Origin of the sequence: Paraburkholderia sp. RAU6.4a, from assembly GCF_050435625.1 — a bacterium.
Classification (GTDB): domain Bacteria; phylum Pseudomonadota; class Gammaproteobacteria; order Burkholderiales; family Burkholderiaceae; genus Paraburkholderia; species Paraburkholderia tuberum.
Genome location: NZ_JBNDKQ010000003.1, coordinates 1849070 through 1872842, shown reverse-complemented (window position 1 = coordinate 1872842; position 23773 = coordinate 1849070). Strand labels below are relative to the sequence as shown.

The 23773-nt window shown below is 62.4% G+C and carries 20 protein-coding genes; 6 read left to right on the top strand and 14 right to left on the bottom strand.

Annotated elements, in window-relative coordinates; all coding sequences use genetic code 11:
* The 8 genes from OKW40_RS33210 to OKW40_RS33175 all read right to left on the bottom strand — a co-directional run bounded on the left by OKW40_RS33210 (nt 1) and on the right by OKW40_RS33175 (nt 10253).
* Nucleotides 1-3234 carry an efflux RND transporter permease subunit gene (locus tag OKW40_RS33210; RefSeq protein ID WP_429493403.1) on the bottom strand — a complete coding sequence of 1078 codons (3234 nt, stop codon included), beginning with the start codon at nt 3232-3234 and terminating at the stop codon, nt 1-3.
* A 13-nt stretch (nt 3235-3247) separates the two neighbouring features.
* Entirely contained in the window at nt 3248-4495 is a 1248-nt protein-coding gene (locus OKW40_RS33205) for an efflux RND transporter periplasmic adaptor subunit (protein ID WP_429493402.1), read from the bottom strand.
* Between the two features lie 16 nt (nt 4496-4511).
* Nucleotides 4512-4904 (bottom strand): hypothetical protein, encoded by a 393-nt coding sequence (locus OKW40_RS33200; RefSeq protein ID WP_090808966.1) that lies wholly within the window; start codon nt 4902-4904, stop codon nt 4512-4514.
* 216 nt (nt 4905-5120) lie between these two features.
* Entirely contained in the window at nt 5121-5507 is a 387-nt protein-coding gene (locus tag OKW40_RS33195) for a response regulator transcription factor (protein ID WP_184061877.1), read from the bottom strand.
* A 162-nt stretch (nt 5508-5669) separates the two neighbouring features.
* A complete protein-coding gene (locus OKW40_RS33190) occupies nt 5670-6293 on the bottom strand; it encodes a response regulator transcription factor (protein WP_018424532.1) in 624 nt (207 codons plus the stop codon).
* Nucleotides 6290-7750 carry a PAS domain-containing sensor histidine kinase gene (locus tag OKW40_RS33185; protein WP_429493401.1) on the bottom strand — a complete coding sequence of 487 codons (1461 nt, stop codon included), beginning with the start codon at nt 7748-7750 and terminating at the stop codon, nt 6290-6292. Before OKW40_RS33185 ends, OKW40_RS33190 begins: the two co-directional genes overlap by 4 nt.
* Before the next feature lie 951 nt (nt 7751-8701).
* Nucleotides 8702-9289 (bottom strand): BPSL1445 family SYLF domain-containing lipoprotein, encoded by a 588-nt coding sequence (locus OKW40_RS33180; RefSeq protein ID WP_409259456.1) that lies wholly within the window; start codon nt 9287-9289, stop codon nt 8702-8704.
* A 283-nt stretch (nt 9290-9572) separates the two neighbouring features.
* Entirely contained in the window at nt 9573-10253 is a 681-nt protein-coding gene (locus tag OKW40_RS33175; protein ID WP_429493400.1) for a hypothetical protein, read from the bottom strand.
* A 231-nt stretch (nt 10254-10484) separates the two neighbouring features.
* Between OKW40_RS33175 and ppk2 the strand changes: the two genes are divergently transcribed.
* Entirely contained in the window at nt 10485-11300 is an 816-nt protein-coding gene (gene ppk2 / locus OKW40_RS33170; RefSeq protein WP_429403677.1) for a polyphosphate kinase 2, read from the top strand.
* A 27-nt stretch (nt 11301-11327) separates the two neighbouring features.
* Here ppk2 and OKW40_RS33165 read toward each other — a convergent pair whose 3' ends face one another.
* From OKW40_RS33165 to OKW40_RS33150, 4 genes are all read right to left on the bottom strand, one after another.
* Entirely contained in the window at nt 11328-13112 is a 1785-nt protein-coding gene (locus OKW40_RS33165; RefSeq protein WP_429493399.1) for an acyl-CoA dehydrogenase family protein, read from the bottom strand.
* Between the two features lie 17 nt (nt 13113-13129).
* A complete protein-coding gene (locus OKW40_RS33160) occupies nt 13130-15010 on the bottom strand; it encodes a feruloyl-CoA synthase (protein WP_429493398.1) in 1881 nt (626 codons plus the stop codon).
* A 72-nt stretch (nt 15011-15082) separates the two neighbouring features.
* A complete protein-coding gene (locus OKW40_RS33155) occupies nt 15083-16534 on the bottom strand; it encodes an aldehyde dehydrogenase (RefSeq protein ID WP_429493397.1) in 1452 nt (483 codons plus the stop codon).
* A 38-nt stretch (nt 16535-16572) separates the two neighbouring features.
* Nucleotides 16573-17400 (bottom strand): p-hydroxycinnamoyl CoA hydratase/lyase, encoded by an 828-nt coding sequence (locus OKW40_RS33150; protein ID WP_090810398.1) that lies wholly within the window; start codon nt 17398-17400, stop codon nt 16573-16575.
* A 214-nt stretch (nt 17401-17614) separates the two neighbouring features.
* Between OKW40_RS33150 and OKW40_RS33145 the strand changes: the two genes are divergently transcribed.
* Together OKW40_RS33145 and OKW40_RS33140 are read left to right on the top strand one after the other, a co-directional pair.
* Entirely contained in the window at nt 17615-18028 is a 414-nt protein-coding gene (locus OKW40_RS33145; RefSeq protein WP_429493396.1) for a MarR family winged helix-turn-helix transcriptional regulator, read from the top strand.
* A gap of 33 nt (nt 18029-18061) precedes the next feature.
* Nucleotides 18062-18961, top strand: a complete 900-nt coding sequence (locus OKW40_RS33140; protein ID WP_429493395.1) for an amidohydrolase family protein — start codon at nt 18062-18064, stop codon at nt 18959-18961.
* Nucleotides 18962-19019: 58 nt separating this feature from the next.
* On the opposite strand, the gene mhpT is transcribed toward OKW40_RS33140, so the two are convergent.
* Entirely contained in the window at nt 19020-20249 is a 1230-nt protein-coding gene (gene mhpT / locus OKW40_RS33135; RefSeq protein ID WP_429493394.1) for a 3-(3-hydroxy-phenyl)propionate transporter MhpT, read from the bottom strand.
* 222 nt (nt 20250-20471) lie between these two features.
* On the opposite strand from mhpT, the gene OKW40_RS33130 reads away from it, so the two are divergent.
* From OKW40_RS33130 to OKW40_RS33120, 3 genes are all read left to right on the top strand, one after another.
* Nucleotides 20472-20957, top strand: a complete 486-nt coding sequence (locus tag OKW40_RS33130; RefSeq protein ID WP_184052145.1) for a MarR family winged helix-turn-helix transcriptional regulator — start codon at nt 20472-20474, stop codon at nt 20955-20957.
* A 254-nt stretch (nt 20958-21211) separates the two neighbouring features.
* Nucleotides 21212-21790, top strand: coding sequence for a DJ-1/PfpI family protein (locus tag OKW40_RS33125; protein ID WP_429493393.1), 579 nt, complete (start codon nt 21212-21214; stop codon nt 21788-21790).
* Between the two features lie 131 nt (nt 21791-21921).
* Nucleotides 21922-22260, top strand: coding sequence for a ribbon-helix-helix domain-containing protein (locus OKW40_RS33120; RefSeq protein WP_018424506.1), 339 nt, complete (start codon nt 21922-21924; stop codon nt 22258-22260).
* A 77-nt stretch (nt 22261-22337) separates the two neighbouring features.
* Here the strand turns inward: OKW40_RS33120 and OKW40_RS33115 are convergent, their stop codons facing one another.
* Nucleotides 22338-23576, bottom strand: coding sequence for an MFS transporter (locus tag OKW40_RS33115; RefSeq protein WP_429493392.1), 1239 nt, complete (start codon nt 23574-23576; stop codon nt 22338-22340).
* Between the last annotated feature and the right edge of the window lie 197 nt (nt 23577-23773).

Here is a 23773-nt window from a genome sequence, read left to right as displayed (position 1 = left end):
TCATTCACCTTCCTGCGGCGCGGACGGCGCCTCGCTCGACGCACCGGGCCCCGGCACCGCCGAGGGTTCGCGTCCTGCGCCGCCGCTGGGCTCCACGCCCGGCGTCGGCTTTTTGCCACCCTTCGAGCGCGACGACATGGTTTCGAGCAGGTAATAGAACATCGGGATGAAGAATACGGCGATCGCCGTCGCGCCCAACATGCCGCCGATCACACCGGTGCCGATCGAATGACGGCTGTTGGCCGACGCGCCCGTCGCGATCGCGAGCGGCACGCAGCCGAGAATGAATGCGAGCGAGGTCATCACGATCGGGCGCAGCCGTTCTTCCGCCGCGGTCATCGTCGCGTCGAACACCGAGGCGCCGGTCTCGCGATTGAGCACCGCGAATTCGAAGATCAGGATCGCGTTCTTCGCGGCGAGCGCGACCAGCATCGTCAAACCGATCTGGAAGTAGACGTCGTTGGACAGGCCGCGCAGCATGATCGCGAGCAGCGCGCCGAACAACGCGAACGGCACCGCCATCAGCACGCCGAACGGCAGCGTCCACTTCTCGTACTGCGCGGCGAGGATCAGGAACACCATCACGAGACCGAACACGAAGACGAGCCCGGACGTGCCGCCCGACTGCCGTTCCTCGAATGCTTCGCCGCTCCATGCCACGTCGTAGCCTTCCGGCATCTGCGCGGCGATCTGTTCCAGCGTCGAGATCACCTGTCCGGAGCTGTAGCCCGGCGCGGCGTTCGCCGTGACCTTGATGGCCGGGAAATTATTGAATCGCGTGACGAGGTCCGGGCCCGTCGTAAAGCGGTAGCTTGCCACCGACTTGATCGGCACCATCGTGCCGTTCGTGCTGCGCACGAAGATCTGATCGAGATCAGTAGGCTTCAGGCGATACCGCGGGTCCGCCTGCAGGATCACCTGCCACAGCCGGCTCGAGCGGTTGAACTGCGATACGTACAGCGAGCCGAACATCGTCTGCATCGCGCTATAGACGTCTTCGACCGGCACGCCGAGCGTCTCCGACTTGTCGCGATCCACGTCGACCAGCAGTTGCCGCGACGCCGCATTGAAAGTCATCGTGACGCCGGTCAGCTCCTTGCGCGCCCGCGCTTTCTGCACGAACTGGTCGGCCACGCCCGCGAGCTGTGCGATGGAAGCGTCCCCCTTGCTCTGAATCCACACCTCCGTGCCGCCTGTCGTGCCGAGCCCCGGAATCGACGGCGGGTTGACCGGCAGAATTATGCCCTCCTGGACGTTCGCGAAGTGGCGATACGCGTCGAGCAGCACCTGGCGCGCGTTCTGCGTCGCGCGGTTGGCGCGCGTATAGCGTTCGTCGAAGCTCTTCAGACCGACGAAGAAGGTGCCGGCATTGTTCTTGTTCTGGCTGTCGAGCAGGCTGAAACCATCGACCGTGGTGATGCTGCCGACCGCCTCCTGTTTCATGAAATAGTCAGTGATGACTTGCGACACCTGACCGGTGCGGTCGAGGCTAGCCGCGTCCGGCATGATGACCGCGCCGAGCAGATAACCCTGGTCTTCAGGCGGCAGGAACGCCGACGGAATCGAGCGCACCATCAGCACCGCCAGCGCGATCATCGCCGCGAAGAACACGAGACCCATGACAAAGCGCTTGATGATGAGCTTGACCGCGCGTGTATAGCCCGACGTCATGCGGGCGAACTGATTGTCGAACCAGCGGAAAAAGCCCTTCTTCTCGTGGTGCGTGCTTTTCAGCAGCAACGCGGCGAGCGCCGGTGACAAGGTCAGTGCGACGATGCCGGACAGCACCACCGAAATCGCAATCGTGATCGCGAACTGCTTGTACATCTGGCCGGTGATGCCGCCGAGAAACGCGACCGGCACGAACACCGCGCACAGCACCAGCACGATCGCCACGACCGGGCCGGCGACTTCGTCCATCGCCTTCTTCGAGGCCTCTTTCGGTGACAGCTTGTACACCGTGATGTTGCGCTCGACGTTCTCGATCACGACGATCGCGTCGTCGACGACGATACCGATCGCGAGCACCATGCCGAACAAGGTCAGCATGTTGATCGAAAAGCCCAGCAGCAGCATGAACATGCAGGTGCCGACGATCGACACCGGCACCGCGATGATCGGAATCAGCGTCGCGCGAAGGCTTTGCAGGAATACGAACACGACGATCACGACGAGCACCAGCGCTTCGAAGAACGTATGGATCACGTCCGAGATCGACGCTCGCGTGAACTCGGTCGTGTCCATCGCGATTTCGTAGGTCATGCCTTCCGGAAACGACTTCTTCAGTTCCGCGAGTGTCGTGCGCACCTGCTTCGCCACGTCGAGCGCGTTGGCGCCCGGCTGCTGATACACGGCGAGCACGGTGGCCGGCTTGCCCTGGAAGCGGCTGCGAATCGAGTAGTCTTTCTGGCCGAGCTCGGCGCGGCCGATGTCCTTGAGCCGCACGATCGCCGCGCCGCCGTTCGCGGCGCGCACGATGATGTTGTCGAACTGCGAAGGCTCGGCGAGGCGCCCCGTGGTCGTGACCGCGAACGATTGCTGGACCGCTCCGCTGGTCGGCGACTGTCCGATACTGCCCACCGCGAACTGCTGGTTCTGGTTCGCGACGACCCGTTGCACGTCGGCGGCCGTCACGCCCAGCTGCGCCATCCGGTCGGGCTTCAGCCAGATCCGCATCGCGTAGTCTGGCGTGCCGAAGATACTCGACTGGTTCGCGCCCGGAATCCGCTTGATCGCGTCAAGCACGTAGATGTTCGTAAAGTTCGCGATATACGTCGAATCGTAGCGGTTGGTGGGCGAATAGATCGCGATCACCATCATGAACGCCTGTGACTTTTTCTGTACCTGAATGCCCTGCGCCTGGACCGATTGCGGCAGTTGCGGCAGCGCGAGATTCACGCGGTTCTGCACGTCGACCTGGGCCAGTTCGGGGTTCGTGCCGATCTGGAAGTACACGTTGAGCGTCATACTGCCGGTCGACGAACTCGACGAGTTCATGTAGATCATGTTGTCCGCGCCATTGACCTGCTGCTCGATCGGTGCGGCGACATTGTTCGCGACGACCTCGGCGCTGGCGCCCGGATAGGTGGCGGACACCGTGATTTGCGGCGGCGTGATATCGGGGTACTGCGCGACCGGCAGCGAGAACATCGCCAATGCGCCGCCGAGCGTGATGACGATCGAAATGACTGACGCGAAAATCGGCCGATCGATGCAGTAGCGCGAAATGTTCATGGCGACTGCCCCGTCACTCGGCGGCGGGCGCTGCCGAGGCGCCTTGCGATGCAGCCGTCGCCACCGCCGCCTGGTTTTTCCCGCCGGCCGCCAGGGTTTTGATGATTTTCAGCTGCGAATCCGCGGTGACGCGCAGCGCGCCGTCCACGACGATGCGCTCGCCCGCCTTGAGTCCGTCGGAAACAAACCAGTTATCGCCCTGCCAGTCGCCGACTTCGACGACGCGCTGATGCGCCTTCGAGTCGCTATCGACGACCCACACGAAGTTGCTCTTCGCGCCCTGCAACACCGCGCGCTGCGGCACGAGCGTCGCATTGGGCCGGATCGCGCCGGAAACGCGGGCCCGCACGAACTGGCCGGGGCGCAAGATGCCCTTCGGGTTTTCGAAGGTCGCGCGCACGAGGAAGGTTCCCGTTTCGGTATTGAACGCCGGGTTCGCGAAGTTGATCTGGCCTTGCTCGGCATAGGGCGAGCCATCGGCGAGAATCAGATGCACGGAGAAATCGTCGTGCGGGGGAAATCGCAGACGTCCTGCCGCGATGTCATCCCGGTACTTCAGCATCTCGTTCTCGGAGATGCTGAAGTTCACCCACATCGGATCGAGCTGGTACACGTAGGTCAGCAAACCGTTCGAGGTCGCCGTCACGTAGCTGCCATCCTGCAGACGCGCGAAGCTCGACAGGCCGTTCAGCGGAGACTTGATCGTCGTGTAGCCGAGGTTCAGCAGTGCGGTGTCGACTTCGCCCTGGGCGGCGATCACCGCGGCGGCGCTCTGCTTCTCGTTGCCGACCGCGTCGTCGAGATCCTTCTTGCTCAACGCGTTCTGCGCCGCCAACGGCACCACGCGCGCGAGATTGGCCTTGGCGACTTCGAGACGCGCCTGCTGCTGGGCCAGTTGCCCTTTCGCGGTCCGCAGCGCGGCCTCGAACGGCTTGCGGTCCATCTGGAACATCGTTTGTCCCGTCTTGACCAACGCGCCTTCGGTGTACATGCGCTTGTCGAGGAAGCCGTCCACCCGCGAGCGGATCTCGACTTCACGCGAACTCTGCGTTTGCGCGGTAAATTCGAAGTCGACCGGCGTGTCCTGCTGCGTCACCGTCATCACGGTCACTTCCGGCGCGGCGGCGACCGGCGGCGGTGGCGCCTTCTTGCACGACGCGAGCAACGTGAGCAGCGTCAGCGCCGCGACGACGGCGAGCAATGGCAGAGCGCCGCGAGAATCCGGCCGCGGCGAGACCAGGGACACGGGTACGGTTTTCATCGCGCACTCCGCCTGATCACAAAGGCGTGCAGTTGCCGAACAGCACGAAGGCATCGTTTCTGTTGGCAATCGTCAGCGTCATCTCGCCGTCCGTCGAATCGACGACCAGCGTCCAGCCAAAGCCCAACTCATTGCCGAGGATCAGGAGCTGATCCGCCTCCTTGGTGACCGACAGCATCGGCGTCGTGCGCGCGGGACCGACGACCGCGCGTTTGTCGAAATCGAGAGTCAGGAATTTCGGCAGACCGAGATCCGCGGGCAACGCGCGCGTGCAGGCGATGCCCGGATCGCAGGCGTGCGCGTCGATCGTCGCGCAGATCAGCCGCTTGCTGCCGTCGAAGTCCGCCGCGCCCACCTGCATCGCAGCGGTACCGAGAAGAATCGCGAGACAAACCGAAATTGATTTCATCACGTGCGCTCCCGCTTTTATCCTTGAACGCTGCCGCACTCCGCGCGGCGCATCGCACGCGCAAAGGCACGCACGCGCCGCAACCTGTCCGGTTTCGAATTCGGTGCGGCGCAGCCGGTGTTCGGTTCGACGCGTTGACTGAGTTCAGTTTGGTGGTCCGAAGAAACGGCGACAATCGGACCTTGGTCTCATATCATCCGGCGCAAAGACGCGCGTTCAGGGTGTCGGCGGACCGCCGATGGCCACCTCGACCGCCTTGAACAGAATCGCGCTGGTGAAAGGCTTGCGCAGATACGCGGCCGCACCGGCCGCGAGCGCGCTCTGGCGGACGGAGAGATCGTCATAGGCGGTAATCACGATGACCGGCACGCCCATTTGCGCGAGCTGACGCTGGACTTCCAGGCCGTTGGTTCCCGGCATCTGGACATCCAGAATCACGCAGGCAGGCCGATACGACGGAATTGCCACAAGCGCATTCAAGAACTCGTCACCGCTGCAAAACGTCTCCGCCCTGATACCTTCGGAATGCAGCAAACGCTTGATGGCTCGGCAGACCGACTCGTCATCGTCGACCACCGCAACGAATTGGTTAGGGTTGACCATATGACAGCGCGAACGCGCAGTCGCTCCGGAAAGTGGACCACTGATGCCTTAGCGTACTGGTTGAAACCCCGATGAGATATAAGACTTTGGTCCACTAGCGGTGTCGGCCAGCGCCGCTGAAAGTGGCGGCGCAACGCGGGAGTCGGCGCCTGGTTCGGGCGATTATTCTTCGTCGGCCGTACAAACGCCGCCCTTTCGCACCAGATGAACGAGGTCGACGATCGATCGGGCCTTCATCTTCTCCATCACGCGGGCCCGATGAATCTTGATCGTTTTTTCGGCCGCGCCCAGATCGCTCGCAACCTGTTTGTTCAGGCGGCCAGTCACGACGAGTTCCATGACTTCGCGTTCGCGGCGGGTCAGATGCCGCATCCGCTCTTCTATTTCCTCGCGTTCGTGGCGCCGCCTGCTTTCCACACACGCGCGCGCGAGCGCGCGATCCACCGCGGCGAGCAACAGCGAGTCGCGCACCGGCTTGGGCAGAAAGTCGACCGCTCCGCCTTTCATCGCGTCGACGCTCGAGCCGATGTCGCCGTGCCCGGTCAGGAATACGATCGGCAGCAGCTGATCGAGCTTGCGCTGCACTTCGAGTCCCGTCATGCCCGGCATCTGCAGATCGAGAACGAGGCAGGCTGGCATGCTCGTCAGATCGGCTCGTTCGAGAAAGGCCTCAGGACTGTCGAAGCATTCGACCTGGTAGCCGGAGGCGCGCAGCAAGCGGGCGAGCGCGCTGCGCACGCTGTCGTCGTCGTCGACGATGAAGACGCGAGTGTTGGTCTGGTTCATGATGATCGGGGCACGAGTCTCTGTCGGATATCGGTCGCGACCGGAAGCGTGACGTGAAACGATGCCCCTTTGCCCTCGTTGTTTTCCGCCCACAGCCGGCCGCGGTGCGCCGTGACGATCGTGCGGCTGATCGAAAGACCCAGTCCGAGCCCCTGCGGTTTGGTGGTGAAAAATGGCCGGAAAATCCTTTCCATGCTGTCGACGTCGAGGCCCTGGCCGCGATCTTTTACCGTTATCCGTATCAGTCCGTCCGCTTCCTCACGCGCTGTCGTTTCGACGAGGCGGTCCGCGGCAGGGCAATCCTTGACCGCGTCGAAAGCGTTGAGCAGCAGGTTCAGGATCACCTGCTGAAGCTGAACCTTGTCGCCGCAAATCAGCGCCAGATTGTTCGGAATGTCGAAGCTCGTGCGCACGCTGCGCGTCAACGCATCGCTGTGCACGAGCGTCGCGATGTCGCGCACGACGTTGCCGACGTCCAGCAACTGCAACTCGACATCGCCTTTGCGCACCAATGCGCGAATCCTTTGCAGCACCTCGTTCGCGCGGCAATTGTCGGCCACGATGTCTTCGAGCGCTTCGCGCAGCTCCACTACGTTGGTCGTCTCCGCATCCATGAATTTGCGTGCGGCTTGCGCGTTGAACAGGATCGCGGTAAGCGGCTGCTTCAACTCGTGCGCGAGCGATCCGGCGAGTTCGCCCAATGAAGAAACGCGCGCGAGATGCGCGAGATCCCTCGTATTTCCATCGACTTCGCCGCACGCACTGCAATCCGATATCGCGGTGATCCGCAAGTCCTGATTGTGCACGCGGCATCGCGTGGTTTCCGCCTCCGCGTGAAAGCCGCCGCCATCGCGCCGCCGCGCGATCAGAATCTGCGTGGTCGTGACGCCGGGGATTTGTATCTTCGCGCCACGATTGCCTAGGCCCGACCGATCGGCATTGATGCCGTCGATCGGAAACAGCTTGGCGGTCGGCGCGCCGATCAGCTCTTCCCTCGTGTAGCCGAACAGTTGCGCCGCCCGCGCGTTCGCGAAGATGATCTGGTCCCGCTGGTCGACCGTGACGATCGGAACCGGCAACATTTCGAGCGTCTCGCACAGCGGCATGCTCGCGTCGAGGATGCGCCGCGTGCTGCTATCGCCTTCGCCTCGCAGCCACGACGCGCAAGCGGCGACATAGCGCCGCCATGCCGGCAACGCGTACGGCGGCTCGTGGGTATCGCGGGTACTCTGTCGGCTCGACACGCCGGGGATATTGCGAGCGTGCTGAAACCGGTGATGCCTGGGTGAAAACTGTCTGGAACGGTCGTGCCCGGATAGTGGAGGACCGTCGTTGCGCGCATTGTCGATCTGTGACGGGCCGCATTGACCCATGTGGCGCGGTTGCGCGTGCAGCGCCGTGAGAATTCCCGCTACCCCGATCGCCAGGTGTCTGCCGTACACGATCAGATTAATCATTGGCACCTCCGGGTCCAGTGCGAACGGATTCCGTACAACTGCGACGTCTTTATCTTTGGGCTTCGAACCGCATAATTGACTTCACAATCGGTACTTCGCACGCCTGGTGGCTGGAAGTCAGTATAGGCTATCCAGAATCACTTACCGAAGAGTTACCTTAATTTATGCCGCTTACTCGGGAAACTACTCAATAGTGTTCTGCGTTGTCCGCCATCAATGGGAAAATGGCGACAGAGTTTGTTAGGCAGTTAATTATTGCCGGGCGGGACAGTGTCCGTGCCGTCCGTTTGCAAGCACAGGAAAGTTAGCAAACTGGCAACGTCGCCGTAGAGCCGCAATGTTCCCCTGCGCCGTGACGGATTTGCACTAGCCCGTGAAGCCCGGCGAGATAGCGCTTTCAGATGGAAACTTCCAACCGTAAAGCTTTCATGCATCGCGAATCACAGAGTCAGCGGGTATAGCCAACGCTAATTCTCCAATTTAATTAATTTGCCGGCGATATTTCTTGACGCAAGTCAACGCTTTTATCGCCCGCTATTCCAGTGCGAATCATTTGCATTCATCGATCACAAAAAAATAAAATTATGCCCGGCAGATGACTAAACGCAGCACCGCGGCGAGAACGCGTGTTTCGGCTTCGTCTTTTCTACCGGTATTGAATAATCAGGAAGGTCAGTGCAGATTACAGGCAGCGTCGCTGCGAGTCGCGAGCGCATCTGGCTCGCAGCATTTCGTGGGAACAACGGGAGGGATGATAGGGAGGCTAAGTGGGGTGAGTCCGCCAAAAACTATCCGCTGCGCGTCGCCGTGCCAAGGCGCGCGTAGCGTGTTGCGCGGCCTCGCTGTAACGAAACCGCGCAACACGCGATAGACGCGATAGACGCGATAGACGCGCCACCGTGTGACAGCGCCATGACGATTCGATCGAATGCCGCAGCTTGCCGCGCCCTGTTACAGATTCATGCGCGTAACCTTGGTGCCGGCCAGCGACAGGTCGGCCATCAAGCCCGTATTGGTCAAGACCATCGCGACGACCTCGGCGGTCGCCGACGTGGTATCGATCGCGCCGGTAGCGCCGACTTTCAGCAGTGAAACCGAAGCATCGACGCCCGCCGACCAGCCCTTCGCGTTGCGGAACTTCTCGAGCGAATCTTTCGTCATGAACAGGAAGAACACGGCGGTCGACTGCGCGCCGGCCTGCAATCCGAACGATGCCGCGGTGGTACTGTAATAGCCCACCGTCGCTCCCCCGACGCGCAATGCCCCTTCACCGTACTCGCCACCGACGATGAACGCCGCCTTCCTCACCGAAGGAAACACGAGCACGCCCTGCGCCTTCGATACGAGCTCGTGCGAGCCTTGCACCGTATCGAACAATTTCGACAGCGCACCGTTCACGGCCGCGTCGATCTCCTGCCGTTTGGCGGCGTCGGTAGTGGCGCTCTGGCCACTGCCTCCGGTCGTCGTGCAACCCGCCAAAGCCAGACTCGCGGCCATGGATGTAAGCGCGAGCGTGTGCACAAAGTTCCGTCTGTTCACTATCGACTCCGTTCTGGTTACGATACGAGTCGCCAGTCCTGATGGCTGGAAGCCTCGATCTTTTTTCTCCGCCGTGAAGCGGCATAGCCGCCCAAGGAACCATCAATGCCATCGCCGCGCGTCGATTTTCTTCGGTATTCGGATGCGACGACTACAACGCTTGCAGATACATGATGTCACGCTGAAACCGCTGCGGAATCGGACCTTGGTCTTACAGGAAGCGCGGTGTCGATGATGAATGAAACGCGAAGCCAGCGAAGCTGATTGGCGGGGCCGACCTCGATCATCCGCCGAGCGCGATGATCGCCACGGTGAGCAGGACGCCGACCGCCGCCATCGCAAGGCCGGCCTGCCAGCCGCGAAATCCCGCGTAATGCCCCAGCGCCATGCCGCTGCCGAATAACATCGCGATAGTCAAGACACGGGAGACGATCAGCGCCGTCGGAACGTTCGCGAACAGCACGAAGGGCAACGCGACCGGGAATGTTGCGGCTACGACGAGCACAAAGATAGCCGCGGCGGCGGTGAAATCGTCGCGCACGAATACTGCTCGCTGCGGCAGATCCGGCCGCGCCGCAACACGCCTGCGGATGGACTCGAGCTCCGTATCGCCGATCAACGGTCTGAGCCACGCGGCCATTGCGTCGCGAAGCGTCCGAACGCCCGCGGCCGCATTCGGCTGGCCTCGCACGGAATGCGCAAGCGTCACACGCCTGCCGCGAGCCACCAGCGTACGCACGAGGAACATCACCGCGTCCGCGAGGCCCCATGCGAGATTGCAGCCGAGCGCGGTGTAGAACATCTTGTGCCCCGCGTCGGCACCCGCGCCGACGGCCGAGACGGTGCCGACGAACGTCAGCGCCATGAAGAGGCCGAAACATGACTCGCACACTCGATCGACGACATCGAGAACCGGCTCCCTATCGCCGAAGTTTTCCTGCTCCGTGTGACCCGTGGCATCCATGAGGCCTCCCGTGGCGATGACGTGAACCGAGCCCGCCCTTTGCCGGCATACGGATGAGGCGCGACGAGGACAGTCGGATCGGGCAGGCGCGAGCAGACGCCCGCATCATACTGCGCGCCCTGTACCGGCGATATTGGACCAAGGTCGTATGGCCCTGCTTCGCGTCGCGCTCTACCGTGGGAATGGATCATTGCGTAGTACGCTGGAACAGTCCGCGCTGGGGAGAAGATAATGGCCAAAACGAAGTCGGAAAACGAGCAGCCCGAGCAAGACAGGGCGCTGTCGTACAAGGAATATCGCAAGGCGCTTTTCGATCTGCATGTGGAGCTCGTCAAGCTGCAGGAATGGGTCGTGCAAACGGGAAGCAAGGTCTGTATCGTCTTCGAGGGACGTGACGGCGCGGGCAAAGGCGGCACGATCAAGGCGATGACCGAGCGCGTTAGTCCGCGCGTCTTCCGCGTCGTTGCATTGCCCGCGCCTAGCGAACGTGAAAAAAGCCAGATGTATGTGCAGCGCTACGTGCCGCACTTGCCGGCCGCGGGCGAGGTCGTCATTTTCGACCGCAGCTGGTACAACCGCGCGGGCGTCGAGCGCGTGATGGGTTTCTGCTCCGAGGCGGACGTGCAGACGTTCTTCAAGGCCGTGCCGCTCGTCGAGCGGGCGATCGTCGAATCCGGGGTCATCCTCCTCAAGTACTGGCTCGAGGTCAGCCCCGAGGAACAGACCCGACGTCTCGAGGCACGCATCCACGACGGCCGCAAGACCTGGAAACTGACCGAGATGGACCTGAAATCCTATAGCCGATGGTATGACTACTCGCGTGCCCGCGATGAGATGCTCGCGGCGTCGGACACCGACTATGCTTCGTGGTTCATAGCGAATTCAAACGACAAGCGGCGCGCGCGACTGAACATCATCAGCGACATGCTTCAGAGGATTCCGTACAAGCAGCCTGCCCGCAAGAAGGTCTCGCTGCCGAAACGGCAAAAGCCCGACGGATACAAGGAACCAGACTATCCGTTTAAATACGTGGCCGAGCGGTATTGATCAGGCAGGTGTTGCTCAAGCTGACTTTCAAACGTACGGCAGCGTTGCCTCGCAACCGGCTTCAACGAGGCTGCGGCGATAAGCGAAGGCCGCGAGCGGGTAGTCGAAGAAGAAGCGGCCCGTCTCCCGCTTCTCCACATAGAACGTTTCCGCCTCGCATTGCGGCGTCGCAATTCGCAGCGCGCGCGCCCATGCGAACGCCAGCAGCATCCAGCCAAGCATCGCGAGATAGTCGTCCGCGACCCGGTATGCCGTCTCCGGGTCTTGCGCGTGGCGTGCCTTGATCGACCGTGTCGTGCTCTCCACTGTCTGTGCTAGCTCTGCGAGCTTCACGCCGGCGGCACGAACCGGCGGATCGGACTCCTGGCACAGCCGCGCTTCCGCGCGCACCTGGCGAAGCAGCACATCGAACGCCACCGCCCCATCGGGCAGCACCTTCCGAATCAGCAGATCGATCGCCTGAATTTCGTTGGTGCCTTCGTACAACATCGACACGCGACTATCGCGCAACGTCTGTTCAATGCCGTACTCGTGGATGTAGCCGTAGCCGCCGAACACCTGCAGCGCGTTCGATGCAGCGCCAAAACCGTTGGCCGTAAAAAACGCCTTTGCAATCGGAGTCAACAGCGATGCGAGCTGCGCCGCCTGTTCCCGTTCGGCGGCGTCGGCATGACGTGCGGCGATGTCGAGCCAATGCGCGGTCCAGTAACCGATCGCGCGCTCGCCTTCGACGATCGCGCGCAGCTCCATCAGAATCCGCCGCATGGCCGGATGAAAGGCAATCGGCGCAGCCTTCCCCGGTGCGACGTTCGCACCGGGCGGCACGCTCACTGCACGCATCTGCGCGCGTTCCTGCGCGTAAGCGTGCGCGCGTTGCCACGCGGTGTGCGCATGCCCGAGGCCCTGCATCGCAACCTGCAGCCGCGCCGCGTTCATCATCACGAACAGGCACGCGAGACCGCGATGCGCTTCACCGACGAGCCAACCGAATGCGCGTTCGAAGCGCATCGTGCAGGTCGGGCTGCCTTTCAGGCCCATTTTCTTTTCGATGCCTTCGCAATAGACACCATTGCACGAACGCCCACCGTCGCCGTCTTCCAGCCATTCCGGCACGACGAACAGCGACAACCCTTTCGTGCCGGGCGGCGCATCGGGCACTCGAGCGAGCACCAGATGAACGATGTTCTCCGTCAGATCGTGCGCGCCGCCGCTGATAAAGATCTTGCTGCCGTCGATGAAATACCCGTCGGTGCCCGGTGCTTCAGTCGCGCGCGAACGGATCAGGCCGACATCGCTGCCGGCCTGGGGCTCGGTCAGACACATCGTCGATAGCCACTCGCCACTCGCGACTTTCGGCAGCAATGCCTTTTTCACGCGTTCGCTGCCATACGTCTGCAAGCATGCCGTCGCGCCGTGCGTGAGCCCGGGCGACATCAACCATGCATGGTTGGCGCCCGCGAGCATTTCCTGAAGTGCGACGTCGAGAAGCTGCGGCAGTCCCTGTCCGCCGTGTCCGGTTTCGAGCGATAATGTCGGCCAACCCGCTTCGACGAATTCCGCGTAGGACTCGCGAAAGCCCGCGGGCGTCGTCACCTTGCCCGCGTCGAAACGACATCCTTCGAGATCGGCGCTCGCGTTGAGCGGCGCGATGCGCTCCTCGACGAAACGCGCCGCTTCCTCGAGCACCTGCTGCGCGGTCTGCGAGTCGAGGTCTTGCCAGTCGGGCACGTCGCGCCACCACGAAGCGGCGTCGAGCCACTCGTCCATCACGAAGCGCATGTCGCGTAGCGGCGCCTGATAAGTCAACGTCATTTGTTCCTGTCCCTGGACTAGCTGCCTCTGCGCGCATGGATCACGGTCGCGTCGGCGGCATCCGCTTCGTGCATTGCTTCCACGAGCGCGGCCCGGTGCTGGAGCACGGCGCGCTGATTGATCGAGCCTTTGTCGGTGATCTCGCCGAGGTCGAGCGACGGCGGCACGCTCAGCAGGTGCATGCGGGCAATGAACGAGGCACTGCCTGTCGCACTCCGATTCAGCCGCGCGACGAGCTCGCTGAAGAAGTCGCGCACGGCGGCCGTGTTGAGCACGTCCTCGGCGCTCGCATCCGCGGGCGAACCCGCCAACGAGCGACACGCGTCGAGGCGCGGAAAAATCATCGCGCCCACTTCGTCGCGATTCATCCCCGTGATGACGGCATCCTGAACGTAGGGCGCCCCTTCGCTGATGATGCGCGCGCGCATCGGCCCGACGCTGACGAACGTTCCCGACGCAAGCTTGAAGTCCTCCGCAATGCGGCCATCGAACATCAGGCCCAGTTCGGGACGTTGCGGGTCGACGAAACGCACGGCGTCTCCTGTGCGGTAGTAGCCTTCATCGTCGAACACGCTGCTCTGAAGCGCCGGCGATGCTCGCCAGTAACCGCCCATCACGTGAGGGCCGCGAAAGCGCGCTTCGAATTTGCCATCGACGGGCGCGAGCTTGGCCTGGCACCCGGGCGGCGGCAAGCCGATATAGCCGGCGCACGATACCGGTCCCGTCGTGAACAGGCACGACGGTGCGGTCTCGGTCATGCCGAGCCCGGCCATGATGCGGATGCGTTCTCCGCAATGTTCGAGCGTTACGCGCTCGAGACGCTCCCACGCCGCCTGCGACAGACCGGCGCCCGCGAAGAAATACATCTTCACGCGCGAGAAAAACCGCTCGCGCAGCGCCGCATCCTTTTCCAGCGCGATGGTCAGTTCTTCCCAACCCTTCGGCACGTTGAAGTAGATGGTCGGCGCGACTTCACGCAGATTGCGCAGCGTCTCGTCGAATTTGCCGGCCACGGGTTTGCCGTCGTCGATATAGAGCGTGCCGCCGTTGTACAGCACGATGCCGACGTTGTGGCTGCCGCCGAACGTGTGATTCCACGGCAGCCAGTCGACGAGGACCGGAGGCTCGATGCCGAACTGCGGAAAGGTTTCGAGCAGCATCTGCTGGTTTGCGCCCAGCATGCGATGCGTCGTCGGCACGGCTTTCGGCAGGTTCGTCGAGCCGGACGTGAACAGGAACTTCGCAATCGTGTCGCCGTTCACGCGCGCGTTGGCAGCGTCGACGTCGCGCGGGGCCGTGTCGAGCAATGCGTCGAAGCGCGTCACTCTCGACGCGTTTGGCGCGGGCACCGCGCTGACACGTTCGACGTCGCTTCCCAGCGCGGCATCGAGCGCCGCTGTGTATGCGCCGATATCGTCCGCGTAGACCAGACCCGGTTTGAGCAGTTCGAGGACATGGCGCAGCTTTCCGTAATCGCCCGACATCAACGAATAGGCCGGCGAAACGGGTGCATAAGCGATACCCGCCCACATCGCGCCGAGCGCGAGTTGCATATGTTCGACGCTGTTGCCCGACAGGATCACCAACGGGCGTTCCGCGCTGAGATCGCGATCGAGCAGCGCCTGCCCGATCGCACGCGCGCGCTCGAGCATCTGCGCATACGTGATGCCCTGCCACGCGCCACCGGCATCGCGTCGTGCGACGAGCAGCCGGTCGGGATGCACGCGTGCGCCGCTCAGCAGGCGGTCCGTAAAGCGCTCCGGAAACGGACCCAGAGGTTCAAGTGTCTCGAGGTACCAGCAGTCGCCGCGTTTCTCGATCCGCGCTGAAGGCGCTCCGATGGCGACGCTCCGGTATCCGGTCGCCAGAGAGCTTGCGTGGCTGTGCTCCGATTCCAAAACCTGTCTCCTAGTTGTGCCATTTCATGCAAGGATGGGGTGGCCGCAATCGTTGCGGCCGGGAGCCGACGTCTAGATCGGATAATGACGCGGACTCGTCTGCACCGTGATCCAGCGCAACTCGGTGAACTCGGGAATCGACGCCTTGCTGCCGAAGCGCCCATAACCACTCGCCTTCACGCCGCCGAACGGCATCTGCGCCTCGTCGTGCACGGTCGGGCCGTTGATGTGGCAGATGCCCGACTCGATGCGTTTCGCGACGTTCATCGCGCGCGCGATATCGCGGCTGAACACGGCGGCCGATAAGCCGTACTCGCTATCGTTGGCGACCGTCAGCGCCTCTTCGTCGCCGTCCACGCGCTGCACCGTCACCACGGGGCCGAACGATTCATCGGCATAAAGCTTCATCGCGCGCGTCACGTTCTCGACGATCACCGGCTGCATGATCGCGCCTTTCACCTCGCAACCGAGCGGCAACTTCGCACCCTTTTCGCGAGCGTCTTCGACCAGCGCGCGAATGCGCCGCGCGGCGGCTTCGCTCTCGAGCGTGCCGAGGATCGAGCCCGGCTGTGTCGGATCGCCTGCCTTCAGCGTGCGCGCTTTCGCGACGAGCTTTTCGACGAACGCATCTGCAACCTTGCGATCGACGATCACGCGTTCTGTCGACATGCAGATCTGCCCTTGATTGAAGAACGCGCCGAACGCGATGCCCTCGACGGCAGCGTCGAGGTCCGCGTCGTCGAGCACGAGCACCGGCGCCTTGCCGCCCAGTTCGAGCAGCGCGGGTTTCAGATGGCGCGCGGACAGCTCGGCGACGATGCGGCCGACACGCGTCGAACCGGTGAAATTCACACGCTTCACGGCAGGATTCGCGACCAGACGCTCGACGATCGCGGGCGCGTCTTCCGGCGCATGCGTGAGCACGTTGACGACGCCTTCGCCGAGACCCGCATCGTTCAGCGCTTCGCCGATCAGCGCATGCACGCCGGGACAACCTTCCGATGCCTTCAGCACGACCGTGTTGCCGCACGCGAGCGGCATGGCGAGCGCGCGCGTCGCGAGGATCACGGGCGCGTTCCACGGCGCCATGCCAAGCACGACGCCGCACGGCTGGCGCACGGCCATTGCGAGGCTACCCGGCACGTCGGACGGAATCACCGCGCCGTCGATCTGCGTCGTCATCGCCGCGGCTTCGCGCAGCATGTTGGCCGCGAGCATGACGTTAAAGCCGTACCAGTTCGCCATCGCACCCGTTTCGGCCGCGCCGATCTCGATGAACTCGGCCGTGCGCGCGTCCATGCGCTCGGCGGCGGCTAGCAGGCGTCTGCGTCGTTCCGTCGGCGTGAGCGCTGCCCATGCCGGGAACGCGCGCGCCGCCGCGGCGACGGCCGCATCGGCATCCTCGACGGTGGCCGCCGCGGCGCGGGTGGCAACCGCCCCCGTCGCGGGATTGATGCGCTCGAAGGTCTTGCCGTTCGACGCGGCACGTTTCGCGCCGCCAATCAACAGGTTCGTTTGATGCATGTGTTCGTCTCCTCGCTCGTCCTGCTGAAGTGCGCCGCTTAGCGCTTGTAGGTCTGCAAGCCCGGCTTGATGCTCTTGTCGTCGAGGAACTGCTTGAGGCCCTGTTCGCGGCCGCCTTCCGGATCGCGATAGTTCGCCTGGTCGAGCTTCGCGTACAGGTAGTCTTCGTTCTGCTCCCACGTGAGTTCGCGCGAACGCTTGAAGCCATGCTTCGCGTTGCGCAGCACGACCGGGTTCTTGTTCAGCAGCTTCGCCGCGAGAGCGATCGTTTCGTCGCGCAGTTGCGCGAGCGGCACGCTTTTGTTCACCAGACCCATCTTCGCGGCTTGCGGACCCGTGAAGGTGTCGCCCGTCATGATGTAGTACAGCGCTTCACGATGACCGACGGTATCGGCCATCGCCTTGCTCACGAGGTTGCCCGGCGGGATACCCCAGTTGATTTCGGACAGGCCGAACACGGCTTCGTCCGCGGCGATCGCGAGATCGCAGGCGACGAGCGGAGAGAAGCCGCCGCCGAAGCACCAGCCGTTGACCATGGCGATCGTCGGCTTCGAGTACATGCGCAGCAATTGCCATTGCCAGCGGCTCGCGTCGCGGCGAATCCGCTCCTGCAGCACGTCCGGGCCCGCGTCCACTTCGCGGAAATATTCCTTCAGGTCCATGCCGGCCGTCCATGCACTGCCTTCGCCGGTCAACACGAGAACCTGGGCTTCGGCGTCGAGTTCGAGCGTCTCGAGAACGTCGATCATTTCCTTGTTCAGCGTCGGGCTCATCGCGTTGCGCTTATCCGGACGATTGAACGTGACCCAGGCGATTCCGCCTTCGACCGCGACCTTGACCGTTTTCCAGCGTCCTTCGTAACTCATCTGCTTCTCCGTATCAATGCCGCCCTCGCGGCCTGAACTCAATTTAATATCAGGTGACCTGATAAGTAAAGTACAATATCGAAGTCTTGGTACAAACCCCTAACCGCCTATGCCGACGATCACGAGAAAGCCGTCAGGGTCTGAATCGACAGCGCGCGCCACGGCGCGGCGCAACCTGCGCAACCTGCGCGATCAAAGGCACGCTGCCGCTCCGGTGCGTCTCAGCTACCTGGCCGGGCAGCTCGACAAGATTCTCACGCGGCAGCTTTCCGAAGCGCTTGCCTCGCATGGTCTGACGTTGCCGCAATACACCGCGCTGTCGGTGCTGCGGGCGCGCGCACGTTCGTCGAACGCACAGCTCGCGCAGCGCTCGTTGATCACGCCGCAAGCGGCCAGCGCGGTCGTCAAATCGATGGAAGCGAATGGATGGGTGACGCGCGTGGCCGGTCCGCTCAACCGTCGCGTCGGGCTGCTGTCGCTGACGAAGGCCGGCGAAACATTGCTGGCTCAGTGCGACGGTGCCGCTGACAGGGTCGAGCAATCGATGCTCGGCGAAATCGATGAACACGATTCACAGATGCTGAAAAACCTGCTGTCGACGTGCGTGCGCAATCTTCGCGCAGCCTGACGCATCAGCTTTGATTACACATAGGAGACCCCATTGAACATCGATCAACTGAAGGCCATCGACACCCACGTGCATGCCGAGGTGTCGTGCTGCCAACCGCCGGACCTGTTTGCCAAAGAATTCGACGAAGCCGCCGACAAATACTTCGGCACCGTGCTCAAACAAGGGCGCCGCCCGACCATTCCCGAAACGATCGAGCACTATCGGGAGCGCAATATCGGCTTCGTGATGTTTACCGTCGACTGCGAAGCGAACATCGGGCGCCGTCGCATTTCGAACGAAGAGGTCGCGGAGTTCGCGCAGAAAAACTCCGACATCATGATCGCGTTCGCCAGCATCGATCCGCACAAAGGCAAGTTCGGCGCACGCGAAGCGCGGCGGCTCATCGAGGAGCACGGCGTGCGCGGTTTCAAGTTTCACCCCACGATGCAGGGTTTTTTCGCCAACGACCGCATGGCATACCCGCTCTACGAAGTGATTGCCGAGTACCGGCTGCCGGCGGTTTTTCACAGTGGACACTCGGGCATGGGCTCGGGCATGCGCGGCGGCGGCGGTTTGCGCCTCAAGTATTCGGAGCCGATCTACCTCGACGATGTCGCCGCCGACTTCCCCGACATGAAGATCGTGATCGCGCATCCCTCCTGGCCATGGCAGGAGCAGGCGCTGTCGATCGCGCTGCACAAGCCGAACGTGTATATCGATCTGTCGGGCTGGTCGCCGAAGTACTTTTCGCCCGAGCTGGTCAAGTATGCGAACACGCTGTTGCGCAACAACGTGCTGTTCGCGTCCGACTTCCCACTGATCCGCCCGGACCGCTGGCTCGAAGACTTCGATACGCTCGACATCAAGCCCGAAGTAAAGCCGCTCGTTCTGAAGGAGAACGCCGTCCGGTTGCTTGATCTGCGGGCCCGAGGCACGACGAATCACGAATGACACATGAAAAATGGCCCGGCGCGAAAACGCCGGGCCAGCTGGGTCCATCAACGAAGAGTTAGCGTTTCGCGGCGTTGGAGCGAATGACGAGCAATGCTGTAATCGCCGCGACGATCGTCACCGGCACGCTCGCGCCGATGACGAGCGCCGAGCTCTTTCCCATCGCAAGCAATTGCCCGGCGGCTACGGGGCCGACAATCGAGCCGACGCGTCCCACCGCCACCGCGGCGCCGACTCCCGTACCACGCACGCTGGTCGGATAGCTGGCGGCGGACAGCGAATACAGCATCGACTGCGCACCGACGACGCCCATTCCGGCAAACAGCACGGCAACGGACAGCGTCTCGATGCTGGCGACTTGCGAAAGCGCGACCAATGCGCCGACGATGCACGCATAGATTGCCGTGACTGACAGGCCTTGTCTGAAGCGGTCCATCAGCAGACCGATGCCGAGTACGCCGATCACACTGCCGACGTTGAAAAAGATCTGGGCAATCCCGGCCTGCGAACGGCTCATGCCGCGCCCCACGGTCAACGAAGGCAGCCAGTTCAGCAGGAAGTAAAGAACGATCAGCGTGCAGAAGAAGCTGATCCAGATACCGATCGTCGCGGCGGCGCGCCCCTCGCCGAACAGGACTTCACGCGTCGAAAGGAGCGGCTTGTCCGCCGTCGTGAATTCCCGCGATTCGGTGGCGAATTCGCGCGACTCAGGCAGCAATGCCATCAGCAGCGGAATGATGATCAGCGGTCCGACTCCGCCCACGTAGAAGATATGACGCCACGCGGTAGCACCCGCACTCAGTACGGCGATCAATGCAGCAAGCGCGCCGCCGAGCGGCATACCGCAATACATGACGCTAACCGCCGTGTTGCGGTGACGCGCATCGACCGCCTCGGACGACAACGCGATCAGGTTCGGCATCGCGCCGCCGAGCCCGATTCCCGTCAGCACGCGAGCAATCAGCAGACTTTCGAAACTCCAGACTTGCGCGGTCGCAATCGAGAAGATGCCGAAAATCGCCATCGAGATCATCAGAACGCGCTTGCGGCCGATCCGGTCGGCGAGTCTGCCGCCGATCATCGCTCCCGGCAAAAGCCCCAACATGCCGGCGCTAAAAGCGAGCCCCAACTGGCTGACCGACAAGCCGAACTCGTGCGCCATTCGAGGCGCCGCAACGCCAGTGGACTGCAGGTCGATACCCTCCAGCACCGCGACGAGAAAGCACAATGCCAACGTTAGTGCAGTACTGGAGCCCACCGCACTCGACCGATTAGCAACACTTGACATGACGTCTCCTTCACCTTTGATTGAATTGCCAGAGACGAGCCACGCTTCGTTCTTCGACGAAGCGGCCATGGGAAGGAGAAGATTTCTGACAATGATCTCGCGCCACTTATCAGAATCCTTCCCACGGCGTCCCCGGAATTGATGATGAGTCTAGTCTCAGGAGACCTGATATTGAAAGTAGAATATGATATGCCTGGTAGAAACACCTAAGGCAACCTGATAATGATCAAGACAATGGAGAAGCGGCGAACGCCCCTTGCCAAACAGGCCGGTTCAACGAAAACCGGTGCGCCACCTTCCCGCGTTTCCTATGTGGTCGGCCAACTCGACCGCCTGCTCAAACGCAGTTTGATCGATGTACTGGGTGAATTCGGGCTGACCTTGCCTCAGTTCACCGCGCTCTCCGTCATCAGCGCCAGCGGCGCGATGACCAATGCGAAACTCGCCGAACGCTCGTTCATCACGCCGCAGTCGGCCAACGAAGTTGTCAAGACGATGGAAGCCAACGGTTGGGTCGGACGCGTGGGGCATCCTACCCACGGTCGACTGATTCATCTGTTTCTGACCGACGAAGGGCGTCGGGTACTACGAGAATGCGATTCGGCGATCGACGCGCTCGAAGCGTCCATGCTGGACGGAGTAACGGAAATCCCGGTCGATACGCTGCGCAAGGTGCTGCAGCGATGTGTGTCGAATCTGCGCGGTTGAATGGACGTTCCCAATGATAAAAGAGTCGCACTCGAATGGAGCGCGACTCTTTTTCTTTGCTCCACCTACCGCGATCGTCTGCCGCATTCGGGCTGAATTCCGTTCAGCTCAGTGAAATCCCTGGTCGGCATTTAGCCGCGTATTACCTGGCCCACTGCGTCGATCGCTATATTGCTTCTCAACGGCCGCCGCCTTCACACCGCGATAGCGCGTCCGCCTCGCCATTTCCCACCCCATTCGAGAGGAGACGAAGCATGTCAAAGCGAATTCTTATCATCGCCGGCGATTTCGTCGAAGATTATGAGCTGATGGTGCCGTTTCAGGCACTGGCGGCAGTCGGGCATTCGGTGGACGTCGTCGCGCCCGACAAGCGCGCGGGCGACGCGATTCGCACCGCAATCCACGACTTCGAAGGCGATCAGACCTACACCGAAAAGCGTGGCCATAACTTCACGCTGAACGCCGATTTCGCGTCGGTGAACCCCGCACAATATGACGCGCTGCTCGTGCCAGGCGGCCGCGCCCCCGAATATCTGCGGCTCAACGACGAGGTGATCGGCTGGGTGCGCCAATTCGCCGAAGCGAAGAAGCCGATTGCCGCGGTCTGCCACGGCGCGCAACTGCTGGCTGCGGCAGGTGTGATCGAAGGCCGGCGCATCTCGGCGTATCCGGCCTGCGCGCCCGAAGTGAGGCTCGCGGGCGCGCAGTACGTGGCGCTCGACTGGCCTGACGCGATCACCGACGAGAACTTCGTCACCGCGCCCGCATGGACCTCGCACGTGAACTGGCTCGCGCAGTTCCTTGCGCTGCTGGGCACGCGCATCTCGCATTGAAGGAGCGCGCCTCGACCGAGGCGCGGCATCGCGGGCGACCAACCGTGTTACGCTCGATCACGACGGCATGAGCGCCCGCGCCGCGCGCTTCGCGTCCTGCGACGTCATCATTCGCGAGAAAGGCTGAACATATGTGCAACGTCTATGTCAACGCTGATCCGATCCTCTACGAGTCGCGTACGCGCGCGCTGCGCATTCATGGCGTCGTGACCACGGTGAGGCTCGAAAATCTCTTCTGGGACGTGCTTCGGGAAATCGCCAACCGCGAGAACGTGACGACGACCCAGTTCGTCGTGAAGCTTCACGACGAACTGGTCGCCTTGCGCGGCGAAGAGCCGTTGAATTTCGCGTCTTTTTTGCGCGTGTGCTGTTTGCGCTATCTATCGACGAGCGCCGCCCGCAACGAGGCCGCTGGCGACGTGCCGCTCAACGCCCCGTTTCAACCCAGAGTCGTGAAGACGGCTGTTTGACGGATTCGGTCGCCTGGCGGTCGCCACAGTTGGCTAGCGCGGTGCGGTCCAGTCACGCGACGTACTGTCTCGACGCGTCAGTCAACCGACGCATCGTAGGCGCAATCAAGGGAAGCCGCCGTGGCCGGTCGTTCCAGTACAGCAAGCCGTTGCAGTGCCACGAGGCCCAGTAGCGCGAGTCCAAGTCCCAGCGTGAAGTCAGCGTGAACGCCCGCACGGTCGACAATGGTGCCCCCCACTGCCGAGCCCACCGCAATCGCCACCTGGATGATGCTAACGAACATGGCCGACCCCGCTTCGGGCAGGTCTGTCGTGCCGCGCTGAATCCACACGCTGAAGCAAAGCGGAAGCGCTCCGAACGCGATTCCCCACAGCAGCATCCCCGCGGTCTCGCCGATCGGCGAATGTTCGAGCAGCAACATCGACGACAACGCGCCCAATAGCAGCAGAACCATCGCGGCGACGGATTTCTTTAGATGGTCCGAAATCACCATCGATGTCAACGCATTGGAGAAGAAGCCGATCAGACCGAATCCGAACAGCAACAGCGTGATGGCGCTCAACGAGAAGTCGTGTTCGAGCAGCGGCGCAATATACGTGTAGGTCGAGAAATGCGCGCCGAAGACGAGCGCGACCATCACCATGCTCAACCTCGTATGAGGCCGGCCAAGCAGGGTTTTGAAATCGGCGATCCGCAACGCCGATGCCGACGGCAACGAAGGCACGAGGAACGCCTGCGCCAGTAAGGCGAGCGACACGAGGCCCGCGGTGGCGGCGAACGCCATGCGCCACGATGCAAACGATGCGATGAACGTCCCGAGCGGCACGCCGATCACGGTTGCGCAGGTCACGCCGGTCAGAATGGTCGCGGTCGCTTTGGCGGCATCCTTTGCTTGCACGAGTCGAGGAGCCGCCGCCGTCGCCAGAGTCCAGAAGCCACCCAGCGCGCCGCCAAGCAGAGCCCGTCCTACGAGCATGATCGCGAGGTTCGGTGCGATGGCACACACGACGTTCGCGATCAACAGTACCGCAGTGAGGAGCAGGAAAACGTACCGGCGGTCCATGCGGCCCGCGCTGACTATCAGCGTAGGCGCCGATATCGCGGCCATCACGCCGGGCGTGGTGACCATGAGGCCAGCGACACCGGTCGACACGCCGAGGTCGTGTGCGATTTGCGGCAACAGCCCGACAGGCAAAAACTCGGCCGTGACGAAGGCGAATGCGCTTACCGCTACCGCTATGACGGAGAGCCATTGACCCGCGGAGGTTGAATGTCCTTCCAACGATGCCGGGATTGCAGGTGTATCGATTTGCATGACGACCTTGATGCCAGATTGAAGTCTCGTACTTTAGGCTGGGTCTCATGTCGGAAAAAGAGTCGTCCGATGAAAAGACTAGAAGGTGTGGCTGAACAATGCCTCTGCGGCGATATCTCGCTATGAGTCAGCTAGTCTCGCGAAACGACCGCGGCCGGCTCTTCCATATGTGTCGGCACGGAAGCGTTCGCCATCAG